This window comes from Alteromonas sp. a30 (assembly GCF_026788005.1).
GTDB lineage: Bacteria > Pseudomonadota > Gammaproteobacteria > Enterobacterales > Alteromonadaceae > Paraneptunicella.
Map to the genome: position 1 here is coordinate 301,706 of NZ_JABEPE010000003.1, position 17,542 is coordinate 319,247.

A 17,542-nucleotide genomic window follows, 5' to 3' on the forward strand; every position below is an offset into this window, starting at 1 on the left:
TGCTCACTATGTTCATTCCAACTCCAAGCTTAGGGTTTTCTCTAGCAGAACCTGCGCTTTCAGCCTTACACAAGCACATTCCTAATGCTAAAACCATCGGTCAGGGCAGAATGACATACCTCTTCTGGGATGTTTATGATGCTGAGCTCATTGCGCCAAATGCCGAATACCGAAAAGGGGAACGTTTCGCGCTCAAACTCACTTACTTGCGATCACTCCAAGGGAAAGACATCGCTCAACGTAGTATTAAAGAAATTCGAGAACAAGGATTCAACAACGAACGTGCTTTAGACACTTGGTACCAGAAAATGTTGGATATATTTCCCGATGTTGAAAATGGTTACTTTCTTTTAGGCATTGTCGATGAAAACCAGCACAGCCACTTCTATTCTGCCCAAGGTCATTTAGGAAGTATTAACGACCCCATTTTTAGCCAACATTTTTTCGATATTTGGCTAGCAGAAAGCACTTCAGCACCAAAAGTACGAAAACAACTATTGGAAAACAATCGGATAAACAAATGAAAACATTACGCACGCTTTTCCCCTTTTTCGCAGCCCTACTACTTAGCGCCTGCTCTCATTCTCCAGATGGTGAACGCTATCGACAATACACCCCAGATTTCGATTTATTCGCGTTTTTTGACGGCAACGTGCGAGCTTGGGGAATTGTACAAAACTATTCAGGAGACGTCGTCCAGCGCTTTACCGTCGACATTCAAGGCACCGTGATTAACGATGAAGAACTTCAACTCGACGAAAGCTTTACCTACATGCAAGGAGAAGGTGTCAAACAGCGTGTTTGGCGTCTTAAGCAGACGAAAGATGGTTTAGTGCATGGGCAAGCTGACGACATTCATTATCCCGCAACAGGACAACGCTTCGGCAATGCATTTCAGTTTACATACGACATGGATTTGCCCGTTGACGACTCCTACTATCTGGTTAGCTTCGATGACTGGATGTGGATGATAGATAACAACACGTTAATGAATCGCTCCTACATAAAAAAGTGGGGAGTCGTTGTGGCAGAAGTCACCATCTTTATGCAAAAACAGCCAATGTAACGCGTGTTTTCTTTGGCTGTTTTTGTTTAGTTTGAATAAGAAACGCATCAATACGTTGTTTGTATGACTAGGTATTATCTGACTCTTTATCGAACTTTTCTTTTATCAGCGCTTTTAATGCTCTAATTTCATCTTGGAGATCTTGCATAGAAGGCTCGGGATGTTCTTCATGACGCACCTTTGCGTGCTCTTCTTCCATTACATTGACCACTATGCCAATTACCATATTTAAAAATGCAAAGGCAGTGAAGAAGATAAATGTCATGTAGAAAATCCAACTCATTGGATACACTTCCATGGTTTCGTATTGCACATCCGTCCAATCTTCAAAGGTCATAATTCGGAACAGGGTTAACATAGAAATAGCAATATTGCGCCAAAGCTCGGGATTAATATCTTTAAAGAGGAAACTACCCACCGCCGCGTAAATATAGAAAATAATAAACAAGAGCAACACCACATAACCTAGCTGCGGCAATGCTTTTAAAAGCGAGTTAATAAGAATGCGTAACTCGGGAATAATCGAAATCATCCTGAGTACCCGGAAAACCCGAACTAAACGGGCCAACAAGGCCATTTCACTATCCTGAATTGGAATTAAGCTGACTATCACAACCAAGGTATCGAAAACATTCCAGCCAGAACGAAAAAAGGCTTTTTTGTCTGATTCAGCAAAGAATCGTACGCTAATTTCAAATAAGAAAAAGAGCGTAATGAAAATATCCAACCCTACCGTCAAGCTAATTGCCACCGGTGGCAACTCGTAAGTTTTAGCCCCTATTTCTAACGCTGAAACGATAATCACCGCTATAACAAAGGCTTCAAAAACCTTATTTTCTTTTAAATGAAGTAACCAATTTTGCATACTCTTCAACATCAAGTTTTACTCCAAAACAATGCTTTCATGCCTCTCAATGGGGTGAAGCTAAAGCATTTTAAAGGTTTTAATTAAATCTAGGGAAAATATTATTAATCCTTTTAACATTAGGTAGGTAATGCCCAAAATGTATAGAAAGCGGCTCTGAGCACATTTAGTTTTGATAAAGCGCCAAAAGCCACCTGCTCAACTGACCGTTTAGGCAGTAAATCGGGTTATATTTTTACATTATTGTATTTTTTGTAAACACAAGGTTAATTTGATGAAACAGAGGAAATTCAAAACCTACAGACTGACCTAACATCATCGAAAGTACAAAATACGCACAGCAGTTAGTAAAAATAGGATTCTTAAATAAAAATTCACACAAATGCAGTGTTTTCCTATAAAACCTTTATTAAATTAGTGGTATTTGGTGGCAAACAAATCGATTTTCTACTACAATGCTCGCCCATTTCTTCCAGTGCTGATCTATGCTTAATGTTACAGATGAAGAGTTCAGCGATGGATCACTGACCTAAACGAGTATTTCAATGACTTCTGATGTATCTATAAGCTTTAAAGATTTAAAATTACCTCAACCGATTCTAGACGCGCTGGACAAAATCGGTTACGAAAAACCTTCTCCTATCCAAGCCGCGACAATCCCTTATTTACTAGAAGGGCGAGATCTAATCGGTCAAGCGCAAACTGGAACGGGAAAAACCGCAGCATTTGCCTTGCCAATGCTGTCAAAAATAGATGACCAATTAAAAGCGCCGCAATTGTTGGTATTGGCCCCAACTCGTGAGCTTGCGATTCAAGTAGCGGAAGCATTCCAAGCGTATGCAAGCTTTAACCGCCAACTTCGTGTGCTGCCTATTTATGGCGGTCAATCTTATGATAACCAAATTCGCCAATTGAAGCGTGGAACGCAAGTCATTGTTGGTACTCCGGGCCGTGTAATCGACCATATCAAACGCAAAACTCTTGATTTGTCGAATCTTAAAATGTTGGTATTAGACGAAGCCGATGAAATGTTACGCATGGGCTTTATTGATGATGTTGAATGGATTTTGTCACAAGCACCTGATGGTCGCCAAACAGCGCTATTTTCGGCCACCATGCCAGCCCCCATTCAAAAGATTGCAAGCAAATACTTAAACAACCCAGAAACCATCAAAATTGCTTCTAAAACCAGCACCGCAAATAGTATTCGTCAGCGGTTCTGTCAGGTTACGGGCCACCATAAACTGTCGGCATTAACGCGAGTGCTCGAAGTTGAGAACTTTGATGGCGTCATTATTTTCGTCCGCACCAAAACCGCAACCGTTGAATTGGCTGAAAAGCTCAGCGCACGTGGATACGATGTCGAGCCACTCAATGGTGATATTCCACAAAAATCACGTGAACGCACCGTTGAACGTCTTAAACAAGGCAAGATTGATATTTTAATTGCAACAGACGTAGTCGCCCGTGGTCTTGACGTTGATCGCGTTAGTCACGTTGTTAACTACGACGTACCTTACGACACAGAATCTTACGTTCACCGCATCGGTCGTACTGGCCGCGCAGGTAGAACCGGTGATGCGATCTTGTTCGTTTCACACCGTGAAATGCGTTTGCTTAGAACCATTGAAAGAGCAACTAAGCAGAAAATGGACCCAATGCCAATTCCAACCTTAACGGAAATGAACGAGTCTCGTTTGCAGAAATTCAAAGAGCGTGTTTGTGAGGCATTGGAAGAAGACGTCACTGACGCCCTGCTTCCCGTTATTGAAGCCATTCAAAAAGAAACTGAAGCATCACCAGAGCAACTATTGTCAGCATTCGCAAAGTTGGCGCAAGGTGACGAGCCGCTTATATTGAGAGAATCCGACGTACCAGACATCTCTTCCAGCCCTCGCCGTGAAAAAGAAGGCGGTAAAGGCCGAGATAATCGCGAAGGTCGTGAACGTGGTGGGAAACGCGAAGGTCGTGAACGTAGCAATCGCTCTCGTTCAAGCAAGCCTGAAAAAGGCATGCAAAGATACCGTATTGCTGTTGGACGCTCACACGGAGTAAAACCCGGTAACATCGTTGGTGCTATTGCTAACGAAGCGAGCATAGATAGCCAATACATCGGTGCAATTGAAATTTACGACAATTTCAGCACCGTTGATCTACCAGAAGGCATGCCATCAGACATATCTCAAACCCTAAAGAACACGCGCGTGGCTGGGCAAAAACTTGATATCCGCGAATGGGTAGAAAGAAAAAACCGTGAAAGCTAAAATTTAGTTATATTAAATCCATTTAACTTATTTATTGGTTATAAGAGATTTAGGCATAATGCACGCAGAATTAACTGCGTGCCTTTGCGCCCTGATGAAATAATCGGTAAAGCCCATGCGCTACTTTCCTATATTTGTTGATACACAAGACCAAGATTGCCTTGTTGTTGGAGCTGGCGAAGTCGCGGCTCGAAAAATCGAATTACTACTCAAAACCGAAGCTCGAATTCATGTCATTGCACCTGATGCTTGCAATACCGTATTGCAATATGCTCAACAAGGTCGAATCCAATTCGAGCAACGTCGATTCCAAGACAAAGACGTTTCAACACAAACGTTGATATTCGTCGCCACAGACAACAACCACCTCAACGCACATATACATCAAATTGCGCGTGACAAAGGCATCATGGTAAATGTGGTTGATAACACACCACTGTGTCGTTTCATCACTCCAGCCATTGTAGACCGCTCACCGATTGTAGTTGCCCTAAGCAGTGGAGGTTCAGCTCCGGTATTACTGCGTTATATTCGACAAAAATTAGAAACTGTCTTACCGCATAGCATTAGCAAGCTCGGCACACTTTTTCAGCGTTTTAGAGACCGCGTAAAAGCCGCATTTTCCGATGTGGATGCACGCCGTGCCTTTTGGGAAGAAGTAATGGAAGGTGATGTCGCCGAACATATATACAACAATCAAGAAACAAAAGCAGAAACAGCGTTAATTCAGCGTTTAACGCAGGTTGAATCTCAAACGGCCGAAGAAGGCGCCAAAAAAGGCGCTGTTTATTTAATAGGGGCAGGACCGGGCGATCCCGAGCTTTTAACTTTTAAAGCCCTGCGTTTAATGCAAAAAGCCGATGTGGTGGTTTACGATCGCTTAGTATCAAAAGACATTTTAGAAATGGTGCGACGCGATGCTGAAAAGGTTTATGTGGGCAAAGCCAAAAGCAATCACACCTTACCTCAAGGCGAAATCAATCAACTCCTAGTTGAACGAGCTTTAGCGGGTCAGCGTGTTGTGCGCTTAAAAGGCGGCGATCCATTCATATTTGGCCGTGGCGGAGAAGAAATCGAAACCCTGTTCCAATACAACATAGACTTTCAAGTGGTACCGGGAATAACCGCAGCCACCGGAGCTGCGAGCTATTCAGGCATTCCACTAACTCACAGAGATCATGCTCAGTCCGTTGTCTTTGCCACGGGCCACTTAAAAGAAGATACCATTGACTTAGACTGGCCCGCACTTGTTCAGAAAGGCCAAACACTGGTTTTTTATATGGGATTGACTGGGCTTCCCATTATTTGCAAACAACTGGTCCAACATGGAATGCCTAAAGATATGCCAATCGCACTGGTACAATCTGCAACATGTGAACAACAGCGCGTTGTAACAGGCACCTTAACGGATATTGTCGCTAAAGCGGAGCAAGAAGCACTTAAGCCGCCGACCTTAATTATCGTGGGTAGCGTCGTTAGTTTGCACGATAAATTAAAATGGTTTTAAAAAGCTAACGAAGCGCACACAGGCTTTGCTAAAATAAACAAACTATACGATGCCGATGGAGCTTTATGGATGCCCAAGGATAATCTGGAACAATCCTTTAAGATTCTGAAAAAAACTGTGCCACTGATGTTAAAGCATAAAATGCCTGCTATTCCTACGAATTACGCACTTTGGTATACCTATGCAGCAAACGACACACCGGAATTAAACGACACACTCGACAACATCCTGACGCACACCGAAACGCTTTCTGAAATGAAAGCTTTAGAGCTTTACCGAAATCATATTGCCGATAAACAAGAAGTCACGTCTTGGCAACTACGTAAGACGCTTGAAGCCATGGTGATTGAACTATCCCAAACCGTAAAAGATACACGTAGCGACACCAATGTATTCAAAGACTCGATGGATAATCGGCTAGATGATCTCCAAAAAGTCGAAAAAGAAGGCTGGTCTGTTGAAGAGGTTATGGGATTGGTTCGTAACCTCACCAAAGACGCTAAGGAAATTCGCCGTAGCACACTTAACTTCAGCTCCGCATTAAACAGCGCAGAAAAGGAAATTGCACAACTCCGAGCCGAGTTAGCAAAGACCCAAGAATATGCGCTAAATGATGCACTAACCGGACTATACAACCGTCGCTTTTTCGATGCTGAATTGCAATCCCTGCAAAACCAAGAAGTGTTATCTATGATCCTCGTTGACATCGATCACTTCAAACACTTTAACGATGACCACGGCCACTTAATGGGTGACAAAGTGCTGAAAGGGGTTGGCAAAAAGTTACAAATGAGCTGCCGTGATGGGGCAATGGCCTTTCGCTTTGGTGGAGAAGAATTTACTATTTTGTTACCTGGCGTGGATTTAAAACGAGCGGTTCACCAAGCTGAAGTAATGCGTAGAGGCATAGAGAAGCTGCAACTCAAAGACAAGAAAAGTGGACAAATGATCGAGGGGATTACCGCCTCATTCGGTGTTTCTCAGCTTTCTGATTGCAGTGATTTATCCGACTTAATCGGTCAAGCCGACAAGCAACTTTATGATGCTAAAAATCTGGGCAGAAACCGGGTAATGCCGATGTTTTAATTGGGCCGTTAGCCATATATTTTTATCAATTTGAGCAAATAATCACTTAACCGCACGTTATCTGCTTTTGAGCGGGTCTTAGTTGCTACAATTAGTACCATGGTGTAAGTTGTGACGCCAGTTTAAGTGACCGCCGTAGCCCGGCCCTTGCCCCCTCAAGCCAGTCTTAATGGAGAGAATTATGTTTAATTGGACATCAAAAGCGCTTGTCCTCTTTACCTTGACCGTAGCGCCTGCGATCGCCGCTATCAATCAGACCAAAGGCGATTTCGAAGACAAGTTTCGACAATTGGAAGAAACTCTTCCAACACCGAACCTTTACCGTAATGCAGCGGGTGAACCAGGAACGGGATATTGGCAACAAAAGGTCGACTACAAAATTCAAGCAACACTAAACGAAGAACAGCGTACTATTACGGCAAGTGAAGCCATTGTTTATCAGAATAATTCACCTGATACGCTGCGTTACTTATGGCTTCATTTAGATCAAAACCGTTTTCGCAAAGACTCCATTTCCGAACGCTCCATTACCTTTGGTGACAACGCCACTCGCGGACCAGGAACGCGATTAGCCAACGATAAAAAACCTGCTGGAATGACGCTAGACTACTTACGTCAACAACACTCCATGACAGACCGCCCACTGGGCTTCGTTGTATCCAATGTGAAGGACAACAAAGGAAATGAATTAAAGGCTACCATTGTCGACACCCTCATGCGTGTTGATTTAAAAGAACCATTAAAACCGGGCGAATCTGTTACCTTCTCACTTGATTTTACTTTTAACATTCTGGAAGAAAATGCCGTTTCCGCCCGTTCTGGCTTCGAGCACTTCCCAGATGATGCAAGAGAAGGTGGTAACGACATCTTCCTACTTGCACAGTGGTTCCCTCGCCTAGCGGCATACACAGACTATGAAGCTTGGCACAATAAATCATTCCTTGGTCGAGGAGAGTTTACTCTGGAGTTTGGCGACTATGAAGTCGCAATGACAGTGCCAGCAGACCATATCGTTTCCGCTACGGGCGAATTAGCAAATCCGAAAAAAGTGTTAACGAAAACACAACGCCAGCGCTTGGAAAAAGCCAAAAACACCAAGCGTCCTGTGTTGATTGTGACAAAAGAAGAAGCTTTAGAAAATGAGAAGGAAGGCTCAGACGAAACCAAAACATGGGTGTTTAAAGCTGATAATGTACGAGACTTTGCTTGGGCTTCTTCTCGCAAATTCATCTGGGATGCAAAGGGTTATCATCAAGGTGGTAACATCCAGCCTAGCGTAATGGCAATGTCCTTTTATCCCAAAGAAGGTGGCGAACTTTGGTCCAAATATTCGACCGAGGCCGTGATCCATACGATGGAAGTCTACAGTCGTTTCTCTTTCGATTATCCCTACCCAACAGCTCAATCTGTTAATGGTCCTGTTGGTGGCATGGAATACCCCATGATCACATTTAACGGCCCGCGGACGAAGCTACGTGATGACGGTTCGCGCACCTATTCACTATCGGAAAAACGCTTCTTGCTAGGTGTCATTTTTCACGAAATTGGCCATATCTATTTTCCCATGACAGTGAACTCCGACGAACGTCAGTGGAGTTGGATGGATGAAGGCTTGAATAGTTTTCTCGACGCTATCGCTGGCCGGGAATGGGATCCAACAATTCCGTGGGGTAACGAGCCATCAGACATTACTGATTACATGAAATCACCGGTTCAAGTCCCCATTATGACGCAATCGGATAGCATTCTGAACTTTGGACCTAATGCCTACCATAAGCCGGCAACTGCCCTCAACATTTTGCGTGAGACTATTTTAGGCAGAGAATTGTTCGATTTTGCCTTCAAAGAATATGCACGTCGTTGGATGTTCAAGCGCCCAACACCAGCAGACTTCTTCCGCACAATGGAAGAAGCATCCGGTATTGATTTAGATTGGTTCTGGCGAGGTTGGTTTTATTCCACAGACCATGTCGATATTTCCATTGATAAAATTGAAAAATTACGTTTGGACACGCACGATCCCGACATCGATTTCAGCCGTGAGCGTGATGCAGAAAAAGACAAACCCATGTCAATCAGTGTTGAACGTAATCAAAAAGAAGGAAAAACGTGGGTTGAGCGTAATCAAGATGTGACCGACTTCTATGATAACCATGACCGCTACACCGTCACCAATAAACAACGTAATCATTACCAAAGCTTCCTAAATAAGTTAGAAGATTGGGAAAGAGCAACCCTAGAGCGCGCAGTAAAAGAAGACAAAAACTACTATGTCATGTCTTTTAGCAACCTAGGTGGTTTAGTCATGCCAATCATTTTGGAAATCACTTATACAGACGGCGAAACAGAAATGCTGACGCTACCTGCGGAAATTTGGCGCCGCTCTCCTAAAGCCGTTAATAAGTTGATTGTTACCGACAAAGACAAGGAAATTCAGAGCGTTGTTGTCGACCCTCGTTGGCAAACCGCAGATGTGGACATCAATAATAACCACTTCCCAAGAAAGATTTTGCCTTCTCGTATCGAGACTTATAAATCGAAGAAAAAGAAAGGCTACGAAAATCGCGATATTATGTTTGAATCAACCCTTGAGTTGAGAAACGAAGATTAATCAAACACAATAATATTAGCTATTAATGAATCAATTTATACGGACTTTTATCACTAAAAGCAGCAGGGGGTTAACTCCCCTGCTTGCTTGTTTATTGCTTGCCATCTCTCATTCCGTTTATGCGCATCAGCAGAAATTGGCTTACATCAAAGTGCTGTTTAATCCAAATACTAACAATATTGAAGTAATGCACAGATTCAGCCTGCACGATGCAGAACATGCGGTTTATGAAATATTTGGTAAACAGGCAGATATCATTGGCTCAGAATCAACACAGCAAACGTTTACACGATACGTCGTTGACAACTTCAATTTACACACATCGCCGAAATCCCTTATCCCTTTAGAAACGGTTGGTTACGAATTGGATGGGCTCTACTTCTGGGTATATCAGGAAATGCCTATTCCCTCTGCTCTCACTAAAATTACGCTATCTCACAACGCATTGCGCGATATATGGCCGGATCAAGTGAATCGAGTCAACATTGAGATAGGGAAAGAAGTTCAAACACTGATTTTTGGTGAAAATATAACTAACCTATCAGCACCAATTAAAATCAAATAGTTCATTTTTTACTCAGCAAAGACTCAAAAAACCAACAACCTTTTCATAAACCCAAATACATTGGTTTTATAATTAACCCATGCCTTCACAAAGCATCCTTACTTTCATCCAACATATTGAACCCCTATAAAGTTGGAGGTAGTATGGCCTCCTTGCCTTTCACTTTAAGGCAAAAATAAAAAGCAAAATAATAATGTAATAAAACACTACATTCACCGGGAACATAACCATGATGTTGAAAACAAAGCTAAGCCGTGCGGTAACGCTAGGCTTGATTGGAGGTGTGTTTGCTCTACCCGCAACACAAGCCTTCTCTGCAGAAGAAGAAGATACAGCAGAGCGTATCGAAGTAACAGGTTCACGCATTGCTCGTCCAGAACTTTCTCAACCCACACCTATTCTTACACTTGAAGCAAAAGACATTGCGCAATTTGGTACGCCTGATTTAGGCCAAATCCTTGCAGAATTACCTGCAATTGGTGCAACTGATACCGTTATCGGTAACAACGGCAGCAACGCGTTCGCGGGTATCTCTTCTGCTGACTTACGCCGCTTAGAAGCGACTCGTACATTGGTACTTGTTAACGGTAAGCGTCACGTAGCAGGTGCGCCAGGCACTTCACAGGTTGACTTATCAACTATCCCAGCATCTCTAATCGAACGTGTAGAAGTAATCACAGGTGGTGCATCTGCGGTCTACGGTTCTGATGCGGTATCGGGCGTAGTTAACGTTATTCTTAAGAAAGACTTCGAAGGTTTTGAGTTCAATGCTTCAGGCGCAAGCTCGCTAGAAGGCGTTGGTGCTCGTAACCACCAATTCAGCATCTTAGGCGGTGCAGACGTAGCTGACGGAAAAGGTAACGTCACCTTCTTCGCATCTCGCGACTACTTGCAAGAAACGCTTGCAACAGACCTTCGCCAAGCAGGCAACTGGGGAACGATTGCAAACCCAGATGACACTGGTGAAAATGACGGCATTCCTGATCGTTTACGCGTACCAAACGTTGTTTCTGAGCGTATCGACGAAAACGGTGTCATCAACCCATTTGGTGGCCCAGGTTCACTTTGGGTATTCGATAATGCAGGTAACTTAGTTCGTCAAACTGACCGTCAATACGACAACAGTTTTGCATTCGGTAGCTTCCCAAATGGCTGTGATTACTGCTTCCAGTTGAACGACTATGAAAACTATCAGCCGGGTGTTCACCGTGACACTATCGGTGGTACGTTCAGCTACGATATTAACGACAACATTCAATTCTACTCAGATGCGAAATACGTAAGATCGGACATTTCTCAGCAGTTCCAACCTTCTTTCCGTTTTGGTAACGTTTCCGTTAATGTTGCTGATAACGCATTTTTGAGTGACGCAGACAGACAAACACTTTTAGATGAAGGCTTCCAAAATGCGACTTTCTCTAAATTCTTTGCTGAATTAGGTAACCGCTCTGCTTCAAACGAACGTGAATTATTCCGTTTCGTAGGTGGCTTACGTGGCGCATTCACTATTAGCGAAACTGATTTCAACTTCGACACTTACTATATTTACGGTGAAACCACAAACATTCGCCGTACAAACAGCGACTTGATCGTTGGCAACTTCCTAGCTGCTCTTGACTCAGTAATCGACCCAGAAACTGGCGCGGCTGCTTGTCGTAGCCAAGTTGCATCAGCACAAGGCGATGGTTATGTTGATCCAGCCACAGTAGACGCTGCAAACTGTGTTGCTTACAACCCATTTGGTTTCAACAACGCATCTGCTGAAGCAGAAGATTGGGTATCTGCCGACACGGTTCGTGATGACAAAATCACGCAAGAACTAATCAGTGGTAGCTTAACATTCGATACTTCTGAGTTCTTAAACTTACAAGGTGGAGCTATCGGTATCGCTTTAGGTTACGAATACCGTGAAGAGTATTCTCAAACCGTTACTGATGAGTTCACTAAGAGTGACGTGTTAACTGGTGCAGCAACACCTGATGCATTCGGTGGTTATCACGTAAACGATTACTTCATCGAAGTAAGCTTCCCAATTTTGGCTGGCTTGGAATTCGCTGAAGAATTAACAATTGATGCCGCATACCGTAACTCTGACTACTCACACGCGGGTAGTATTGATGCATGGAAGGTTGGCCTGATTTATGCGCCAATCAAAGACTTCCGTGTTCGTGCAACAATCAGTGAAGCCGTACGTGCGCCAAACATCGACGAAGCATTTAGCCCACAATCTCCAGGCTTTGCTAACATCAACGACCCGTGTGACGTAGACAATATCAATGACGATCCAGATCGTGCAGCAAACTGTGCGGCACTTGGTATTCCTGCTGGTTTCGAAGCAAACGATAACGTGAGTATCAACACTATTTCTGGTGGTAACCCAGACTTAACACCTGAGAAATCAGACTCGTTGACTGCTGGTATCGTATGGACACCAACCTCTTTCTTAGAAGGTTTCTCTTTAACTGTTGACTACTATGACATCGAAATTGAAGACGCTATCATCCAAGTAGCTTCTCAAGACATTATCGATAACTGTGTTGATGCAACAGGTGGTCTTGATGATTCTTTCTGTAGTTCAGTTGACCGTAATCCGAACACTAACGACATCGAATTAGTTCGTTCTGGTTTCTTAAACGCAGCGGCATTTAACACTAGCGGTGTTGAACTCCAAGCTCGTTACAAAACTGACCTAGCAATGTTTGATTTACCGGGTGAAATGAACTTCAACTTGATTGGCAACAAGCTTATCAGCTTAGAGCGCTTTGAATTCCAAAGCCGTCCTGATGAAATCAACGTAGAAAAAGGCGAAGTTGGTGATCCTGAGTTCCAATTCCGTCTATCTGCTGAATACACGCTAGATGACCTTTCTGTTCGCTGGTTAACTCGTTTCTCCGACCGTTCAGCTCAGTTCGACGTTTCTCCAGGTGGCGACACTCCTGAAGATACATCACCTGCGTTCGTTGGTTCTATGGTAACTCACGACTTATCAGCAACGTACATCCTAAGCGACAACGTAGCAGTTGGCTTGGGTGTTCGTAACTTGTTCGACAAGTTGCCTCCAGCGTACATCACGTCTGATAACAGTGACCAAGCCATCTATGATGTTGTTGGTCGTCGTATCTTCGGTAACGTTCGCGTTTCCTTCTAAGATTACTGCTAACAAGCAAATACAAAAAAACCTCGCTTCGGCGAGGTTTTTTATTTCTGCATTCTTGATTCACTTTCTTCTTAAGGGCAGCAAAATATTTTCAATTTCGCCCCTTGTCACTCATCGTTATAGCTTCGCTATTGATTCGCTGTTGGATTAACGCCTGAACTATTTTCAATTTGCTTATCAATTGATTGCTTCATTGTAACGACCAATACAAGCAAGCTAAGCACCACTAAACCAAGCGCAATTTGAGACAGCCAAGGTGCTGCCCCCAGAACTTGCATTAACGCGATAAAACCTCCGTGTTTAATAAACTCCGCCGCTTTAAACCAGCGAGCGTTAGATAATACTAAACTAAGGCTAATACTGGCGTAAATAGTGAACACAACACCAGCGACTATTTGAGCATTGGAGTAGCTCGCTAAATTCATCATAACCGTTAATGCAGCAACAATTAAAATCAAATGCTGCAACAATGCATAGCACTTTTGCCAACCCGTAATTTCAATATCAAACTTCTTAAATTTACTTAAATCCGCAGGCACAATTGGATCCTTAATTTCCATATCGGCAGGACGCCACCCCGTAGGCTTAAACCAAATGCGGAACTTGTCTTTCCAACTGTCCGTTCGCCATGCATCTTTCATCAGTTGCCAATAGAAATGTAGATTCGCCCAGATAGGATTCCAACTTGCTAATGGCTTTCTGATTCCATAAATACAAGGTTCATCTTCTAATTCTTCTTGGAAAGTACCAAACATACGATCCCAAAGAATAAACACGCCACCGTAGTTTCTATCAATATAAACCTCATTTTGTGCATGATGCACACGGTGATTGGAAGGGGTAACAAATATTAACTCGTACCAACCTAATTTCGGCACATGACGTGTGTGCACCCAAAATTGATACACAAGGTTCAGAGCACCCACAGCAAGGAAAATTTCCCAAGGAATGCCAATCAGCGCCATAGGAATATAGAAAATCCACGTTAAAAAGCCACCACTTGTTTGCCGCAATGCTGTAGTTAAATTGTATTCTTCACTGGAATGATGAACGACATGAGCCGCCCAAAGCACATTAATCTCATGAGACATTCTGTGCGTCCAATAATAACAAAAGTCGTACATCACAAAGGCGAGCACCCAAACCCAAAGCGAATCTGGCAACTGCACTATTGAAATATGCTCAACAAACAACACATATAAAGTGAAAGGAACAAACTTTTTGGCGATGTCCGTTGCTCGACTAACAATGCCTAGGGTCAGGCTGCTGATAGCATCGTTGAGGCGATAATATTGGGTCTTTCTAATCTTATCTGTGATTATTTCCAGCGCGATTAATAGAAAGAAAAAAGGTATAGCTATTAGTATTATATTCATTGCTATGCTCTATCCAAAGTTCAGCGAGGTTTCAGTTTAAAACGATTAGTTTGATTAGGCTATTTTTTAACAAGTTTGTTAAATTAATTGACGGTTTTTTAATGCAAATGTCGCTACATTCCAGTAACGTATGTGACAGTGAAAGACGAGATTGCTCCACAAAAAATGACAGACTCAGATACTCCAGAACAAAGCAACACAGCAAAACCCTCCATGAATCTGCACTTAGTAATTGCGGCCGTAATTGTTGTGGTTTTACTTGGTGTATATTTTTTAAACTCATCTTCTGATGAAAACCTTTCCCAAGCTCCTCAACCCAAACCTGAAATGCAACCTTCTCAATCCACCTTAGTGGATGAGGTAGAGCCTGAACCGGAAGTTGAACCCGAGCCTCTGCCCGAGAAACCGATGCCAACGGAAATGCCACCAACGGAAACACTCGAACCCGTTGAAGAGCCATTGGACATTAGCGATGCAGCAGTGAAAACAGCCGTTGTTGCATTAAGTGAAATTCCTGAGTTAGCTCAAGTGCTAGTTGACAGTGACATCATCAGACGCTTCGTGGTGTTTAGCAACAATCTAGCCGATTATGAACTTGCGGATAACCATCGCTTCTTACAGGTTCCCAACTCGGAATTTAGAGTATATCGCCAAGCAGATAAAGAATGGATTGATGCAGCAAGTTTTAAACGCTACACCGTATACGCAGAAGCATTAGACTCTATAGAAGTCGAAAAACTCATGTCGCTGTATCACACTTATAAGCCAGCGTTAGACGAAGTATATATGCAGATAGGAGACCCAGACGAGGACTTCTCGGAACGCCTACTAACTGCCATTGACCACCTGCTAGATACCCCGGAAATTCCAGTTCCGGTGGAAGTATACAGCGACAGCGTCATGTACAAATACCGAAATGAACGTATCGAGGCATTGTCAGGTCCGCAAAAACAGCTCTTGCGAACCGGCCCCGAGAACATGCGACTCATTAAAGCTAAACTTCGTGAAATACGTTCCGCCTTGCAAACCGAGGTGGAATAAGGCGAGTGGATTTATCCAGATTACAGGAGCAACTTAAAGGGCAATCCCCCAAAGCGGCTCCTGTGCATTTATGGAACCCACCTTTTTGCGGCAACATCGACATTGTCATCAAACAAGATGGCTCATGGTGTTACAACGGAACCCCCATCACACGAAATGCACTAGTTACTCTGTTTTCCAGCGTTCTAAAGCACGAAAACGAACAATACTATTTGGTTACACCTATTGAAAAAGTGGGTATTCAAGTAGAAGACGTTCCTTTCATCATCACGCATTGGCGATTTGAATTAGATAACCTACTTTTGACGACAAAAGAAGGCATTGAATTCATTGTTGGGGAAGAACACCCGGTCGAACTTCGTTATCACCAACAACATCAAACTCACCTGCCTTATGTAAAAGTGAGAGATAATTTATTTGCCCGCTTTCATCAGAATGTTTTCTACCAACTCGTTGAATTAGGTAGGATAGAGACAGATGAAAAAGGTATGTCTCATCTAATGGTAAAAAGTGGAAATTACTCGTTTAGCCTCGGCCAGATCGATTAGACAATCCCTAAAATATTTCCACTTATTCTTGGTATAAAATATTATACCGATGGTAATCATTTTATCCCACCCACTGGACTTTCCAGTTAAAATTCACTTGCTTAAGTAAAGCAATGTTGTTGCAATAGCCGGCAGGCAAACATGAAAAATATTAAGATGAAAAAACGCATTATCCTTTTCACACTCGCTTTTAATTGTGTTTTTGCACACGCCAAAACCATTATCCATGCTGGTAGTGTCATCCCTGCCAACAGCCTTGAAGTGCTGTCAAACTCCTCCGTTGTAATAGAAAACAACAAAATTGTAGAAATACGAACAGGCTTTATGTCACCGGAGAAAGGTGATGAGGTCGTTAGTCTAAAGAATGCCACTTTATTACCCGGCTTAATGGATATGCATGTACATATCACCTCAGAACAAAGCCCACAATCTTATACAAAACGCTTTACAAATAATGAAGCGGACTACGCCCTCCAAGGCGTTGTGTACGCCAAACGTACGCTAATGGCAGGCTTTACAACTGTAAGAAATCTGGGTGACGGTCACAATGAAACCGTTGCTTTACGTAATGCCATTAATCGTGGACACATCACAGGTCCTCGTATTTATACCGCAGCAAAGTCATTAGCGACAACCGGCGGTCATGCTGACCCTACAAATGGTCGTAGCTTCGATTTAATGGGCGATCCAGGCCCAAGAGAAGGTGTGATTAACGGTATTGCAGAAGCCCGAAAAGCCGTTAGGCAGCGCTACAAAGACGGCGCAGACTTGATCAAAATAACAGCTACAGGAGGCGTTTTAAGCCTCGCTAAAAGCGGCCAAAATCCACAATTTATGATGGACGAGTTAGAAGCTATTGTACAAACCGCCACCGACTACGGCATGAAAGTAGCGGTTCATGCTCACGGTAAAAAAGGCATGGAGCGAGCCATCAAAGCAGGTGTCAGTTCAATTGAACATGGTACCTATATGGACGATGAAACCATGCGACTCATGAAGCATCACAACACCTATTATGTTCCCACCATTGCAGCAGGAAAATGGGTGGAAGAAAAAGCCAAAATTGACGGATTTTTCCCCCCGATTGTTCGCCCCAAAGCTGCCAAAATTGGGCCTATTATCCAAAACACCTTCAAAAAAGCTTACAAAGCAGGCGTAAATATCGCTTTTGGTACCGATTCCGGCGTGTCTGCACATGGGGATAACGGTAATGAATTTAGCTACATGGTCGAAGCGGGAATGAAACCTATCGATGCGATTCGTAGCGCAACTTTTCATGGAGCAGCACTTCTAGGCGTTGAGGAAACGCTAGGTACTATTGAAGCTGGCAAGTTAGCCGATTTAGTAGCGGTAAAAGGAAATCCATTAAAAGATATCGACAATATGAAGCAGGTTATTTTTGTAATGAAAGACGGCGTGATATACAAACATCCGAGCCATCTTTAAGCCTGTTTTA

General features: G+C 43.2%; 13 protein-coding genes. 11 read left to right on the forward strand and 2 right to left on the reverse strand.

Annotated features, from left to right (window positions below):
* The first annotated feature begins 8 nt into the window (after positions 1-8).
* Both HJG39_RS05280 and HJG39_RS05285 read left to right on the forward strand, forming a co-directional pair.
* Complete coding sequence (locus HJG39_RS05280; RefSeq protein ID WP_268407506.1) at positions 9-524, forward strand: hypothetical protein; 516 nt, start codon at positions 9-11, stop codon at positions 522-524.
* On the forward strand, positions 521-1,066 hold the full coding sequence (locus HJG39_RS05285; protein ID WP_268407507.1) for a DUF3833 domain-containing protein: 546 nt from the start codon (positions 521-523) through the stop codon (positions 1,064-1,066). The genes HJG39_RS05280 and HJG39_RS05285 overlap by 4 nt, the downstream gene beginning before the upstream one ends.
* 67 nt (positions 1,067-1,133) lie before the next feature.
* Here the strand turns inward: HJG39_RS05285 and HJG39_RS05290 are convergent, their stop codons facing one another.
* Positions 1,134-1,943 (reverse strand): ion transporter, encoded by an 810-nt coding sequence (locus tag HJG39_RS05290; RefSeq protein WP_268407508.1) that lies wholly within the window; start codon positions 1,941-1,943, stop codon positions 1,134-1,136.
* Positions 1,944-2,476: 533 nt separating this feature from the next.
* Between HJG39_RS05290 and HJG39_RS05295 the strand changes: the two genes are divergently transcribed.
* The 6 genes from HJG39_RS05295 (at position 2,477) to HJG39_RS05320 (ending at position 13,112) form a co-directional block, all read left to right on the forward strand.
* Positions 2,477-4,195, forward strand: a complete 1,719-nt coding sequence (locus HJG39_RS05295; RefSeq protein WP_268407509.1) for a DEAD/DEAH box helicase — start codon at positions 2,477-2,479, stop codon at positions 4,193-4,195.
* A gap of 115 nt (positions 4,196-4,310) precedes the next feature.
* Complete coding sequence (cysG, locus tag HJG39_RS05300; protein ID WP_268407510.1) at positions 4,311-5,702, forward strand: siroheme synthase CysG; 1,392 nt, start codon at positions 4,311-4,313, stop codon at positions 5,700-5,702.
* A 69-nt stretch (positions 5,703-5,771) separates the two neighbouring features.
* Positions 5,772-6,788, forward strand: a complete 1,017-nt coding sequence (locus HJG39_RS05305) for a GGDEF domain-containing protein (RefSeq protein ID WP_268407511.1) — start codon at positions 5,772-5,774, stop codon at positions 6,786-6,788.
* 181 nt (positions 6,789-6,969) lie between these two features.
* Entirely contained in the window at positions 6,970-9,399 is a 2,430-nt protein-coding gene (locus HJG39_RS05310) for a M1 family metallopeptidase (protein WP_268407512.1), read from the forward strand.
* A 25-nt stretch (positions 9,400-9,424) separates the two neighbouring features.
* Positions 9,425-9,964 (forward strand): DUF6702 family protein, encoded by a 540-nt coding sequence (locus tag HJG39_RS05315; RefSeq protein ID WP_268407513.1) that lies wholly within the window; start codon positions 9,425-9,427, stop codon positions 9,962-9,964.
* A gap of 229 nt (positions 9,965-10,193) precedes the next feature.
* Positions 10,194-13,112: a TonB-dependent receptor domain-containing protein gene (locus tag HJG39_RS05320; RefSeq protein WP_268407514.1), complete on the forward strand. Its 2,919-nt coding sequence runs from the start codon at positions 10,194-10,196 to the stop codon at positions 13,110-13,112.
* 137 nt (positions 13,113-13,249) lie between these two features.
* Here the strand turns inward: HJG39_RS05320 and HJG39_RS05325 are convergent, their stop codons facing one another.
* Entirely contained in the window at positions 13,250-14,497 is a 1,248-nt protein-coding gene (locus HJG39_RS05325; RefSeq protein WP_268407515.1) for a sterol desaturase family protein, read from the reverse strand.
* Positions 14,498-14,629: 132 nt separating this feature from the next.
* On the opposite strand from HJG39_RS05325, the gene HJG39_RS05330 reads away from it, so the two are divergent.
* The 3 genes from HJG39_RS05330 (at position 14,630) to HJG39_RS05340 (ending at position 17,532) form a co-directional block, all read left to right on the forward strand.
* The gene (locus HJG39_RS05330; RefSeq protein WP_268407516.1) at positions 14,630-15,538 is read left to right on the forward strand and encodes a DUF3014 domain-containing protein; all 909 of its coding nucleotides are present in this window, start codon (positions 14,630-14,632) and stop codon (positions 15,536-15,538) included.
* Between the two features lie 5 nt (positions 15,539-15,543).
* Positions 15,544-16,086 carry a DUF1285 domain-containing protein gene (locus HJG39_RS05335; RefSeq protein ID WP_268407517.1) on the forward strand — a complete coding sequence of 181 codons (543 nt, stop codon included), beginning with the start codon at positions 15,544-15,546 and terminating at the stop codon, positions 16,084-16,086.
* 156 nt (positions 16,087-16,242) lie between these two features.
* Positions 16,243-17,532: a metal-dependent hydrolase family protein gene (locus HJG39_RS05340; RefSeq protein WP_268407586.1), complete on the forward strand. Its 1,290-nt coding sequence runs from the start codon at positions 16,243-16,245 to the stop codon at positions 17,530-17,532.
* Positions 17,533-17,542 lie beyond the last annotated feature (10 nt).

Excerpts from the sequence above, each read along its gene's own strand:
- HJG39_RS05280 (WP_268407506.1), top strand. The coding sequence starts at position 9 with ATGTTCATTCCAACTCCAAGCTTAGGGTTTTCTCTAGCAGAACCTGCG.
- HJG39_RS05285 (WP_268407507.1), top strand. The coding sequence starts at position 521 with ATGAAAACATTACGCACGCTTTTCCCCTTTTTCGCAGCCCTACTACTT.
- HJG39_RS05290 (WP_268407508.1), bottom strand. The coding sequence starts at position 1,943 with ATGTTGAAGAGTATGCAAAATTGGTTACTTCATTTAAAAGAAAATAAG.
- HJG39_RS05295 (WP_268407509.1), top strand. The coding sequence starts at position 2,477 with ATGACTTCTGATGTATCTATAAGCTTTAAAGATTTAAAATTACCTCAA.
- cysG (WP_268407510.1), top strand. The coding sequence starts at position 4,311 with ATGCGCTACTTTCCTATATTTGTTGATACACAAGACCAAGATTGCCTT.
- HJG39_RS05305 (WP_268407511.1), top strand. The coding sequence starts at position 5,772 with ATGCCCAAGGATAATCTGGAACAATCCTTTAAGATTCTGAAAAAAACT.
- HJG39_RS05310 (WP_268407512.1), top strand. The coding sequence starts at position 6,970 with ATGTTTAATTGGACATCAAAAGCGCTTGTCCTCTTTACCTTGACCGTA.
- HJG39_RS05315 (WP_268407513.1), top strand. The coding sequence starts at position 9,425 with ATGAATCAATTTATACGGACTTTTATCACTAAAAGCAGCAGGGGGTTA.
- HJG39_RS05320 (WP_268407514.1), top strand. The coding sequence starts at position 10,194 with ATGATGTTGAAAACAAAGCTAAGCCGTGCGGTAACGCTAGGCTTGATT.
- HJG39_RS05325 (WP_268407515.1), bottom strand. The coding sequence starts at position 14,497 with ATGAATATAATACTAATAGCTATACCTTTTTTCTTTCTATTAATCGCG.
- HJG39_RS05340 (WP_268407586.1), top strand. The coding sequence starts at position 16,243 with ATGAAAAAACGCATTATCCTTTTCACACTCGCTTTTAATTGTGTTTTT.